Source organism: Bifidobacterium sp. WK041_4_12 (genome assembly GCF_041080795.1).
In the GTDB taxonomy this organism is placed as follows: domain Bacteria; phylum Actinomycetota; class Actinomycetes; order Actinomycetales; family Bifidobacteriaceae; genus Bombiscardovia; species Bombiscardovia aquikefiricola.
The window spans coordinates 1,737,939-1,751,253 of the sequence record NZ_CP129674.1 but is presented as its reverse complement, the minus strand read 5'-3'; the positions used below and the strand labels follow the sequence as shown (position 1 = coordinate 1,751,253).

Annotated in this window: 3 protein-coding genes; all 3 read left to right on the top strand. The window is 56.2% G+C overall.

Annotated elements, in window-relative coordinates; all coding sequences use genetic code 11:
- Nucleotides 1-8 precede the first annotated feature (8 nt).
- The 3 genes from QN215_RS07385 to QN215_RS07375 all read left to right on the top strand — a co-directional run bounded on the left by QN215_RS07385 (nt 9) and on the right by QN215_RS07375 (nt 13,277).
- Nucleotides 9-4,103, top strand: a complete 4,095-nt coding sequence (locus tag QN215_RS07385; RefSeq protein ID WP_369343682.1) for a DNA-directed RNA polymerase subunit beta' — start codon at nt 9-11, stop codon at nt 4,101-4,103.
- Nucleotides 4,104-4,200: 97 nt separating this feature from the next.
- Nucleotides 4,201-8,790: a PD-(D/E)XK nuclease family protein gene (locus tag QN215_RS07380; protein ID WP_369343681.1), complete on the top strand. Its 4,590-nt coding sequence runs from the start codon at nt 4,201-4,203 to the stop codon at nt 8,788-8,790.
- Nucleotides 8,787-13,277: a UvrD-helicase domain-containing protein gene (locus QN215_RS07375; RefSeq protein ID WP_369343680.1), complete on the top strand. Its 4,491-nt coding sequence runs from the start codon at nt 8,787-8,789 to the stop codon at nt 13,275-13,277. The genes QN215_RS07380 and QN215_RS07375 overlap by 4 nt, the downstream gene beginning before the upstream one ends.
- Nucleotides 13,278-13,315 lie beyond the last annotated feature (38 nt).

Genomic DNA, 13,315 nt, shown 5'->3' with positions numbered 1-13,315 from the left:
GACACATAGTGCTGGACGTCAACGCATTTGACAAACTGAGAATCGGCTTGGCCACCGCGGAAGATATTCGCGGATGGAGCTATGGCGAAGTCAAGAAGCCTGAAACCATTAACTACAGAACCTTGAAGCCAGAGAAGGACGGTCTGTTCGGAGAACAAATCTTCGGACCTACTCGCGACTGGGAATGCGCCTGCGGAAAATACAAGCGCGTACGTTTCAAGGGCATCGTCTGCGAACGCTGCGGCGTGGAAGTCACCAAGTCACGCGTTCGCCGTGAACGCATGGGACATATCGAGCTTGCAGCCCCTGTAACGCATATCTGGTTCTTCAAGGGTGTGCCATCACGCTTGGGCTACCTGCTGGACATCGCTCCCAAGGATTTGGAAAAGGTCATCTACTTTGCCGCCTACATGGTCACCAAGGTGGACGAGGATCAGCGTCATCAGGATCTTCCAGATCTGCAGGATGAATTCGATACCGAAATCGCACATCTCGAAAAGGCTCGTGACAACGAGATCGAAAAGCGTGCGAAGAAGGTAGAAGAGGACCTTGCCGAACTTGAGGCTTCGGCAGAGGCCAAGGGCTCGATGAAGTCCAAGATTCGCAATGGCGCAGAGCGCGACATGACGAACATCCGTCAACGCTACGACGATCAGATTCAGCGTCTGAGCGCCGTATTCGACCGTTTCAAGAGCCTGCAGCCAGGCGATATGGAAGGCGACGTCGATCTGTGGCGCGAGATGGAGGATCGCTACGGCGATTACTTCGAAGGCTGCATGGGTGCCGAAGCCATCAAGAAGCGTCTGCAGGACTTCGATCTGGCAGGATGCGAGAAGGAACTCCGCGAGGAGATCGAGACCGGCTCAGGCCAGCGCAAGGCACGCGCCTTGAAGCGTTTGAAGGTCGTGAACGCATTCCTCACCACCGGCAACAAGCCCGAGGCCATGGTTCTGGACGTGGTTCCCGTCATCCCTCCTGACCTTCGACCGATGGTTCAGCTCGATGGTGGCCGTTTCGCCACCTCCGATCTGAACGATCTGTACCGTCGTGTCATCAACCGCAACAACCGTCTGAAGCGACTCATCGAGCTGGGAGCTCCTGAGATCATGCTCAACAACGAGAAGCGCATGCTGCAGGAAGCCGTGGATTCGCTCTTCGACAACGGTCGCCGTGGTCGTCCAGTCACCGGCGCTTCGAACCGTCCGCTCAAGTCCCTCTCCGACATGCTCAAGGGCAAGCAGGGCCGCTTCCGTCAGAACCTTCTCGGTAAGCGTGTGGACTACTCAGGTCGTTCCGTAATCGTTGTCGGACCAAGTCTGCGCATGCACCAGTGCGGTCTGCCAAAGCCGATGGCCTTGGAACTCTTCAAGCCATTTGTCATCAAGCGTCTGGTCGATCTGAACTATGCGCAGAACATGAAGTCCGCAAAGCGTCTTGTTGACCGTGGCGATGCCGAGGTCTGGGGCGTGCTCGAAGAGGTCATTTCGGAGCACCCAGTGCTGCTCAACCGCGCACCAACCCTGCACCGTCTGGGCATTCAGGCCTTCGAGCCGATTCTGGTCGAGGGCAAGGCTATCCATCTTCCACCGTTGGCCTGCGCTGCATTCAACGCCGACTTCGATGGTGACCAGATGGCCGTCCACCTTCCTCTCAGCGCAGAGGCACAGGCAGAGGCACGTTCGCTGATGCTGGCTTCGGATAACATCCTCAAGCCCGCTGACGGACACACCGTGACCATGCCTTCTCAGGACATGATTCTGGGTCTGTACTACCTGTCAACCGTTCGTGAGGGCGCCAAGGGTCAGGGACACATTCTGTCTTCGCTCGCTGAGGCTCGTATGGCCTTGGATCGTGGCGAAATCGACATGCAGTCGAAGATTCTGCTTCGCGTACCTGCTGACTTCGTGCTTCCCAAGAACTGGGAACCGCAGGAAATCAAGGTCGTTGACCCAGAACCAGGCGAGCCCGACGTTGCCAAGGAGGAGCGTTTCAAGGATGGTTCCATTCTGTTCGCCACCTCGTATGGCCGCGTGCTGGTCAACGAGACGCTGCCGGTTGACTATCCGTTCATCAACGAGCAGGTGCCGAAGGGCAAGCTTGCTGGCATCGTCGATGACATTGCCACACGCTATTCCACTGCTCAGGTTGCTGCCACACTGGACGCGCTGAAGGATCTTGGATTCACCCGCGCACCGTGGTCAGGCGTGACGATGGCCTTCTCCGACATCGTTGCCCCGCCCGAGCGCAATGACATGGTTCATACGTATGAGCAGCAGGCCGACAAGGTCAATTCCCAGTACGATATGGGTCTGTTGACTGACGAGGAGCGCCGTCAGGAGCTTATCAACCTGTGGACCGAATGCACCGACAAGGTTGCTGAGGCCATGCGCGAGCATTTCACCGCGGACAACAACGTAAACATCATGGTTCAGTCCGGTGCCCGTGGAAACTGGATGCAGATTCGTCAGATCGCAGGTATGCGTGGTCTGGTGGCTAACCCGAAGGGTGAGATCATTCCTCGTCCTGTCAAGTCCAACTACCGCGACGGCCTGTCAGTGCTGGAGTACTTCATCTCGCAGCACGGTGCCCGCAAGGGTCTGGCCGATACGGCACTGCGTACCGCAGAATCCGGATACCTCACCCGTCGTCTGGTCGATGTGTCTCAGGACGTCATCGTTCGCGAACAGGATTGCGGCACCAAGCGCGGTCTGACCATGAAGGTTGCCGAACGTGATGAAAACGGCAATCTGGTGCTCGTCAAGAACGCTGACGGTGGTCCATATTCTCGTCTGCTCGCAGCCGACGTCATCGACCCGAAGGATGGCAAAACCGTGCTGTACAAGCGCGATGAAGCCATGTCGATGGATGTGCTTCGCAACATGGTCGCCCACGGAGTCGAAGAGGTCAAGGCACGGTCCGTGCTGACCTGCGAGTCCAAGCGTGGTGTGTGCTCCAAGTGCTACGGCTGGTCACTGGCAACCAACACCTTGGTTGACGTTGGCGAGGCCGTCGGCATCGTCGCGGCACAGTCCATCGGTGAGCCTGGTACCCAGCTGACGCTGCGTTCCTTCCACTCCGGTGGTGTGGCCTCGGCATCCGATATCACACAGGGTCTTCCTCGTGTCACCGAGCTTTTCGAAGCCCGCACACCAAAGGGTGAAGCTCCTATCGTCGAGTTCCCAGGCAATATCAAGGTCGAGGACACCGATCGTGGTCGTCAGGTCACGTTGACTCCTGACGATTCGACCATCGAGCCGATCTCGTACCCCGTGACCCGTAGAGCTCCGCTGCTGGTCAAGGATGGCGAGCATGTCGACGTGGGTACGCAGCTTATCGAAGGTTCCGTCGATCCGAAGAAGATTCTTCGCATTCTCGGACCTCGTGCAGCACAGGTCAACATTGTGAACGAAGTCCACGATGTGTACCGCTCACAGGGTGTGGATATCCACGACAAGCACATCGAGGTCATCGTGCACCAGATGCTCCGTCGCGTGACCGTGATCGATTCCGGCGACACTGATTTGCTGCCAGGCGAACTTGCCGATCAGACAAAGTTCAAGGCCGCGAACATTGCAGCCGTGAAGAAGGGCGGCAAGCCTGCAGCTGGCCGACCAGAGCTCATGGGTATCACGAAGGCTTCGTTGGCCACCGATTCCTGGCTGTCGGCAGCATCGTTCCAGGAGACCACACGAGTCCTTACCGAAGCTTCGTTGAGCCAGAAGGTCGATGACCTGAAGGGTCTGAAGGAGAACGTCATGATCGGTAAGCTCATTCCTGCAGGAACCGGTCTCTTGCGCTACCACAATGCGGTTGTCGAGCCTGACAAGGCAATCCGTGACACCATCTACCCGAACTTCGGTCTCGGTGGCGATGGCAGCAACATGGATCTGAGCGATGCCGATCTCAACGATGTCGACTTCTCGAATATCGACTTCGGCGATCTGAAGCTTGGCGACGATTTCAACCCCGACGACTTCCTGAACGATCAAGGCGGTCAGGGTGGAGCTGATTCACACGACACCGACAACGGCGCAATCAAGCCAGAACAGGGCAATGCGGCGGGAACAGCACCATCCGGTGCATCCTCAGCCGATAATGCCTGAGCCTTTGATCTGAACCCTACAGATGCAACAGGTACCCGTCATCCCTTTCGGATGGCGGGTACTTCCATTTGTGGAGGGCTGGCAATAGGTTGTATGTATGCAGGAATTTGGTGGTGAGCATGCACATGCGAGTGTTGAAGCAGCCCAGGCTGTCGAACGACTTATCGACGGAAGGTTGAAGAATCAGCTGGGCAATGCAACGCGAACGCTTGTGGTAACAGGACCTCCATGCAGCGGGAAAACCTCATTCGCACTGGATTCCATGCTTGCAGGATTGCGCGCGTTCGGCAATGATGCCACAGTTATGGTCGTTTCCCAACGTAAAGCAGCCGCAAATCTGAGCACTGCGATCATCCGCAGAACCGGCGTGAGCGATCAGACGAGACCAGTGGGAACGCTTGCTGCCCTCGCTTTCCGAGTGTTGACGCAGACTCGTGCCGCACGTGGATTGTCGATGCCGAAGCTGCTCAACGGTGCAGAGCAGGATGCCCTATTGCGAAAGGTTTTGGCCCGGCATGTTCAGGAGGCATTGCGGGGTGATGACTGTGAGAGCTGTAGGCTGCTGGCACAGTATTTCGGCAATGACCAGGCGAATGACGCGCCTTGGTGGGAAGTACTCGCCCCTGGGGTGAAGAGCATGAAGGGAATAGCCGCTGCCGGTGCCGTTACTGCTGCCGCTGACACCGACATCATGGCTGCAATCAATGACGATTTCGTAGCCGAACTACGAGACATGCTCGCCAGAATGAACGAGCTTGAACTGTCGATAAGCGATGAAACGCGCATGGTGCGCACCCTTGATTCGCAACCTTTGAACGTGTCGCAACGAGATAGACTCACCACCCAATGGAAGCTGTCTTTCCACCTGTGGCATGAATACGCGGCAGAAATCGAAGGCCAGTATCCGCATGAATTCCGACTCGATGCCTCGCGCATGCTCGTCGTCGCAACACAGCTGATACATGACTGCGATGCGGCCAGCATACCTGAATTCATCGTTATCGATGACTGGCAGGATCTGACCCTTGCAGGGATGTCCTTCATTCAGGCGCTTGAAACCAGAAAGAGTCGGCTGGTGCTGGTGGGCAACCATGACGAATCAGTGCAGACCTTCCGAGGAGCGTATCCAGAGTTCCTCGACTCAAGAATCGAAACGCAGGCCTCGTCCTCGAATTCTGAGCAGACTTCAGAGGCTTTGGTTTCGAACAGTCTCGGCCGTCTGGGTGCTGCGCGATGCAATCTTGACTGGCTACCCATCATTCCACAGCAGTCCAACGCATCCGTGGAATCAACGGATCAGCGTGAGAGGCCGCATACATATCTTGACCTCGTTGCTTCAAGGGTGTCACTAAGCATAACCGGAGAAATGTCAAGCGACCTCGCCTTAGCCAAAAGACCGGGCAAACTGCCTCAATGGGAGGGCGCATTGCCGATTATGCCAGTGCGAGCTCTTGACGGTGACGGTGACGGTGACAATGGCAGTGACGGCACGGTACGCAGTCGAATCTTCCCGTCGCCGCAGGCGGAGATGGACGACATTCTGTGGCAGATCAAGCATGAAAGCCTTGCGAATGAACGCGACTGGAATGATATGGCGATCATCGCCCATGACAATGCAACAGTGCGAGCCTTTGGAGAGCGTCTGAAAGAGGCGGGGATTCCCGTCAGATACTCCGCGATCACGCGTCCGTTGAAGGATGAGCCGGTGGTCGGCGGGCTCTTTTCACTGATTGAACTGGTTGAACGGCGAATGACAACCAATGCGAGCGGTGATGCGGCAAACAATGCGTTTAATAATGTGACAAACGACGTGGCAACCAATGCGCGGACGCAATCCCGCTGGTGGGCCAATCGTTTGAGAAGCTTGCTGTCCAGTCCGCTGATTTTCGCAACCAACACTTCAACGAAGGAACCTCGTCCGATGCGCTTGCAGCGTCTGGAATCGGTGCTGGACACCTGCTGCGCTCTCTGCATGGTGGATGGTGCAGTAGCGACCAATACCGTCGATTCTGAAATCAACGCATCCCTGATTGCCGACATTCGAGAGCATATGCTCGGCTGGGCAGACAATGTCAATCAGCAAGCGGCACATGCCCAGCAGCTCAGTGGCATCACGATAGACGATCCTTTCCATGCCACAACCCAAGAGCCGGTCATCACCCGGCAATTGCTGCTTGCCCTGATGGTTACAGCTACTGATGAAGAGCTTCACACCATCATGGCCGTGCTCAATGCAATTGCAGCCGGAGCAGACAAAGATGCGGATATCTGCGCGCTTGAGCATGCGATTCATGTCATTCGCGCCTGCGAGGCGGACGTGGCAGCATTCATGAAGCAGCATTCCATCGCGACTCCTGATGATGTGCCGCCGGACGTGATGCTATGGAAGGCGTGGCATGCATGCGCGCTTGCTGACATCTGGCAGGAAGAGTCACTCGAACCCGGTAATCGAGGGGAGCTGGCAAACGATAGACTTGATGCCCTGATGCGTCTCTTCACGCTGTCAGATGCAACGCAAAGCTATGCCAGCACCGATGATTTCATCAATCAGCTTCGTGGCATGCAGATTGAGGCAGATTCCCTCGCCCATGTCGGTCCTATCGAGCATGCCGTGACGCTTACCACGCCTGCAGGAGCATTGGCACAGGCACAGCGTTGGCCGATAGTATGGATGCCTTCGCTGCAGCAGGGCGTATGGCCGAATCTGGTCGAGCGAGATACGCTGTTCGGTACTCAGGAACTGGCGAACATCGTCTTGCATGGCAATATCGATGGCAGTGTCGATGACAGTGCCCCTGGCAGCTCGACCAGGTCCAGTTCAGACGATGATTTCGATAACGACCGGGCAATGTATTCGACGGCACGACTGATTGCGACTCTGAACTCCGAGAAGAAGAGTTTTCTCGTCTCTCTGACAAGAACCGATGAACAGTTGAGAATCAGTGCCGTGTGGAATACCGATACGATTCCCTCTGACCTGTTGTTCGGCATGTTTCCAGAGCGCTTCGAGCGTCTCAGCGATTTGGCACAGGTGCCATACTCTCGGGTTGGCGTCGGTCTTTCGTCACAGAACGACATTGATGACAAGACGCTGCAAGGGCAGTGGTCAGGTCTTGAGACCAGCGTTCGAGGGATTGTCACCATAGCAAGGGCTCAACTTGCAAACGAAATGCTGCATCATGACGGCAATTCCAATGCTCTCGCAGGTACGAGCGGCCCTGCAAGTACAGAAACGCTGAGTCCTGATGGCAAGGATTCTGTGGCAACCCTGCGGATGCTGGCCAGTCGTGGGGTTGCGGAGGCCAATCCCGAAACATGGCCGTTTGTGTATCTGCGCTCGTCAGACGACCTCAAGGTGAACGAGTCGGAACAGTCCACGCAATCCGATTCATCGAAGGGGCCGGAACGTTCGGATATGCCGAACCAGTCAGATTTGTCAGAACGCTCAGACCGCCCGACGGTGGTTCTGACGCCTTCGGCGGTGGACAAGATCTGGCAGTGTCCGCTGGAATGGGTGTTGGATTCTCAATTCACCGGTCCTATGCCCAGCAATGTGCATATGCAATTCGGAACCATCGTGCACAAGGTGGCTGAGATTGCAACGAACGAGGGGCTCGATAGACTGGCATTGTCTGAATCCTCATCAAGTGTCGGCTCGACACATGGGCAGGGCCGTGAAGCCCTGAAATCACAAGTCACAGCACGTCTGGAATCGATCTATCAGGAGCTTGCCGGCGTGAGCGTCGAGCATCCAAATCCAGAGGACATGTTTCTCAGTGCTTCAAAGCGTCGGCTCGTTCCCAAGATTCTCCATAACATTGCGTCATATTTTGTCGATGGCGTGCAGCCTGAATATGGCTCGGAAGGCAAATCTCCTGTCAAGGTCGGTAGTTTCGTATCCTCCGAGGCTGAACACCCCTTCAATGCGTGCATATCAGTCAGCGATCTGCTGCCCATTTGGAATAGAACATACCCGGAGCACGCGCTCGATGAACATGAACTGTTTGGAGTGATGAGCGCGTTAAGCGGCGGTTTCATGCCGGGCATGCAGGAATCGGTCAAGGTTGGTCTTACAGGGCGCATCGATAGAATCGAGCATCGCCGCTTCGAAGATCGTGAGACGATTCGCATCGTGGACTATAAGACGGGAGCGGGGCATACCGCCAAGGACATGTTCAATGATTTGCAGCTCGTCTGCTATCAGCTTGCAACCCTGTTCGATTCTGAGGGCGCAGGCGTTGCACGTCAAACCCGGTCGGTTTCTCAGGCAGATCTTTTCGACGTGGCGCAGAATGAGGCTCCGGCCTTTGCCTACGCGCTTCCTGAAACCAATCATCAGCCAGGCTTGATTGCAGACGGACAATTCAATACCATATTCGAAGCTCGAACGCATCATCGAAGCATTGACAGTTTCATCGACGTTGAATTCTCCGAGCAGAGTTGCCCTGAAACGGTCGATAGGGAATTGTGGGCGTTTATCGTGCGCAGTCAGCATACGCAGGGAATCTGGGCGCTCAGCATGATTTCGCGTGTGTTCTTCGCTGCCAGTGTGCGGCTGTCGAGCACGGATGCACGCATGCAGCTTGATGCCAGCCGATGCCATAATGCGAATGCTTCCGGCAATGGTTCGAATACGTGTAAGGCTTGGGAACTGCTTCATGCGAACGTGATGGAGGAACGCAGATGACACAGGGCACAGCCGCCGCGCAGCACAAGGATTCACCGCAAGGCCAGCATCGTGCAAGGCCAGCCTTCACGAGTACCGATGAACAGCGGTCCATCATCGAAGCCAACATCAGCGCCAATCAGCTCATCGTCGCCGGTGCAGGTTCCGGCAAGACGATGACGATGACGATGCGCATCGTGCGGCTCATAGAATCGGGGGTTCCACCTGAACGCATCCTGGGCCTGACCTTCACGCGCAAGGCGGCCTCTGAGTTGCTGACACGAGTGTCCGCAGCGGTTATCGCACATTGTGACAATGGTGCAAGCATCTTTCTCAAACCTGAGGTGCAGACCTATGACGCCTTCTTCCAGAGCATCGTGCGTCAATACGGATTGCTGGTGGGGTTCAACCAGTCCACCCAACCATTAAGCGATGCTGGCGCATACCAGCTCGCTGCAGAAGTCGTAGGGCAGCATATTCAGAGCCTTTTTGCCACTGAGGAACCCTCATCTGACAAGACAGCGGAAGGCGAGGATGCAGCAAGGCTGGACGATGATGCTTCTGAGGATCGTCTGCTTCGAAAACTGGCGGCGGCAACCCCTTCGGATGCCGATGTCGCCTCAAAAGGGTTCTCGGCTACCGTCAATAACGTGCTTGCCGTGGCACATGCCTGTGCCAATTCGATGATTGACGGGTCATGCACCACCTTTGCACAGGCAGCCCGACGCATTCACGACTGGGATTCGGCCTTCATCAGCCGTCTGGACACCATCCTTGAAGGTGTTGAAATCCCTCACACCGAACCCGGAGCCAAAAAGATCGCACCAATCGACCCTGACGCGAAACTGAGCGACAAGGCGCGAGCCAAGAAGTTGGCGGCAATTGCGCATAATCGGGATTTGCGACGCGCATACAAGGCCAATCATCTCAGAACCATCGCTCAGAATCGAGAGATGCTCCTCACCCTGGCCGAGCAGTATCAGGAAGCAAAGCGGCAGGCGAATATGGCTGAATTCAGCGATTTCACCCTGGCTGCATACCAGCTGGTTACCAGATTCCCCTCGATAGGCGCGCAATATCGCAGACGCTTCTCACACGTATTCCTGGACGAATATCAGGACACGTCCACCACGCAAGCCCTACTGATTGCAGCATTGTTCCATCCTGATGACAAGGCAGAGGAGGCGAATGCGGCAGATTCGCGGCGTGCCCACGGATCGAAGAAGCATGCTGACAGTTCTGCAGTAAGCGCGGTCGGTGACCCATTTCAGTCCATCTATGCATGGCGAGGGGCAAGCCCGGGAGCGTTCAGAACCTTTCTGCAAGAATTCGACAGGCTTTCGACTCGTGCCCCCTTCACTCCAACCCGGCAATATTCGCTGTCTCAGACCTTCAGAAACGGGTCGCTGATTCTGGATGCCGCCAACAACCTGACCCTTCCGCTGCGTCAGGAGCGGGGGACGATTACGAGTGCCACCATGCGCGAAGTCGATGTGAAGCATCTGCGAGCGCGGGACGATGCGGATCGTGGCACCTTGGGACTGCTGGCAACGCAGACCTTGGACGAAGAGATTCAGGGAGTGATTCGTTTCGTGCAGACGGCCAAACGTCGCTATGGTGCTGCATCGGCCGCTTCAGCCAGCGATGGGGTAGCTGCCGAAGCGATTGACATGCATGCGCCTCATGTGGCGATTCTCTTCAGATCGAAGACCAATCTTCCTCAATACTGCGATGCTTTGTACGAGGCTGGCCTGAGCTATGAAGTTGTGGGGTATTCAGCCTTGCTCGACAGGCCGGAAATCCGGGACCTGCGCGCCCTGCTGAACGTAATCTGCAATCATACGGATGTAACGGCGTTGATGCGGCTGCTGGCTACGCCACGATTCAATGTGAATCCTGCCGATCTTGATGCCTTCGCCCAGATGGTCAAAAGTCTTAATGCCGAAAGCCAGTATCGGGGGCTTGTCGAGGCGGGTCTCGCCCCAGCGGGAGTGAAACGCAGCCAGATGCATGAATATGTGAAGCAGCATCGTGACAGCGTGCCCAACAGTGTTTTTGCCATCGATGTGCTGATGGATGACGATCTCGCATCGATTCTGAATCGTAAGGGTTCTCGGATAAGCGAGCGTGGGCGCTTCCTGCTGCTGCAGTTCGCATCGGTGCTCAGCCAGGTTCAGGCGCAGGCAGGTTCTGGACTGAAAACCGTTCTGCGAGCTGCAGTGCACGCCTTGCAGCTCGACATCGATGTCGTGCTCTCGCAGAGTCTGCATGCCGAAAGGGACGGCCTCGGCTCCGGCCTCGCTCTCGACCGCAGTACCGCCCAGTCCAGTCTGGATACCTTTGAATCTCTGGTTGATACCTTCGAAGCTGAACTGCAGGACGGTACGCCATCGACGCTGCGCGGATTCGTAGCCTGGGTCGATTCGATGGGCAAAAGTCCCGAGGAGCCTGCCAGCGACATTGCAGGCCATCCCGATGTGGTGCTGATGACCATCCACCAGTCCAAGGGTCTCGAATGGGATGCCGTTGCGGTTGTTGGCATGAAGTCGGGCACATTCCCCAGCAATCAGGGGGATGGGCTGAAAATCAGACAGACCCATACGCCGGTGATTGATAGTTCGGGGAGATTGGCGCATCCGGCACGCTATGTTTCCACAGCGAAGAGCTGGATGGACGATGCGACAGCCGTTCCCGTGCCCATTCGTGCAGATTCTGGAATTCTGCCACGCTTCCCGCATGATGCTGCTGAGGAATCCAGCCCATTGAGCAATCTTGATGCCATGAACCTGGCAAGCCTTGAAGATGAGGTGTACGGGGAATGCCGCGATATGGCGAATGATGGGGCGAACGACGCGGTGAATGACGGGGCAAACAATGCAGGAAACAGTGTGGGAAACAATGCGGCAAGCGGGGAGTGGCTTCCGCAGCAGCGAGAGTACGGTTCGCGATATCACGACGATGAGCGTCGATTGGCCTACGTTGCACTGACTCGCGCACGCCATGATGCGTTGCTAAGCTACAGCGCATCACTTCATGGCAAGGCCAATGGTTCGAAATCCGATCTGATTGATGGCTCCGAGGCATCGAACTTTTGGACTGAAAGCTATCTGGGCTTTGTTGGGAACCCGGATGCCGTTCACTTCAGCGACGGCGATCTTCCCAAGCAGTCAGACGGTGTCTGTGAGACTTCGATGTCTGGGCTGCGCGCTTCGAAGGGCAATGATTCCTCTGATATGGAATCCTCTGGTGTTGAATCTTCTGATGCAGCGGCACAGGGCAAGGTGTCAGATTCGGAATTCCCTGAATTCACAGGGTACTTCTTGGGGGATAACGCTCAGGAGTACCGCGCTGCGATACTTGCCGCATTGTCCGAGTGTGCCACCGATGATGCGTCGAAGGCTCAGGATTCGGGAATGTCGCGCGCTGACGACTCCGATGCGATGCTCTGGCCGATGACGCTGCATCCACGAATACAAGCCGCACTCGATGCATCGGCTTGGCAGATTCTTGAAGCCAGTGATGTCGGGGGAGCGGATGCTGCTGTAGAACATGCTGCTGTAGGGCACCCGGCTGTAGAGGATGCAGCTGTAAAGGATACCGTTGGAGCGCATAAGACCGACAAGGAGACTTCCCCTCGGAGCACGCCGTTGCTCACCCAGGCGACGCAGGTGGTTGCTCAACGCTCAGGACGACTAGGGGCATTGCATGGCAATCCCCAGGACCTGCAAGCCTTGCGTAGGAGCGGCATGCAGATTCTTTCAGCCGGAGGCCAGAACGTCACGGCATTGCAGGCGCTCGCCGGTGACCACGATGAAGCCAGAGAGCGTCGTTACTGGCGTGGCATCGTTCGGCCGATTCCACGCATGCCTTCTGCTGCCGCGAAAATAGGCACTCGCTTCCATGAATGGGCGAGCAGCTTCCTTGCGGCGCAGGATGATTCCACCTTGCAACAGGACGGAGGCCTTGACGGCATCGCCATCGAGTCGACTCGGCAAGCGATGTTGCTGGAGCTGGAACAGCGACAAGGTCAAGCTCAAACTGCCGAAGAACAGCAGCTTGCCAACTGGGAGCGGCGGCTGAGTGACTCAGCCTGGGTGAAGAGAAGCGTTGCGTGGGTGGAGCGTCCGATAGTTGCTTCGATTGGCAATCGTGTGTTGAAGGGCAAGCTGGATGCCGTGTTCCACGGCGGTCTCGATACTTCAGCATCTGGCAGCGGCGACCAGCCTCATCATCAGGGGCAGACTGCGAAATATACCATCGTCGATTGGAAGACAGGGCGACGTCCAGCGACTTCAGAAGACATCCGCATCAAGTTGCTGCAATTGGATATGTATAGGGTTCTGCTTTCGATGATGGAATCAACGGACATCAGTCTGATTGACGCTTGCCTCTACTATGTGAGCGAATCGAAGCCAGAGCTTCGTGAGATCAGGGCGCGTCCACGTTCGAGTGAAGAGATCCTTCATGATCTGGAAGCAGGTTTGCCCCGCATATCAGATGAGGACTGAATCACACGGTACACAATTGCGGTTATCATGACCACATC

Excerpts from the sequence above, each read along its gene's own strand:
- QN215_RS07380 (WP_369343681.1), top strand. The coding sequence starts at position 4,201 with ATGCAGGAATTTGGTGGTGAGCATGCACATGCGAGTGTTGAAGCAGCC.
- QN215_RS07375 (WP_369343680.1), top strand. The coding sequence starts at position 8,787 with ATGACACAGGGCACAGCCGCCGCGCAGCACAAGGATTCACCGCAAGGC.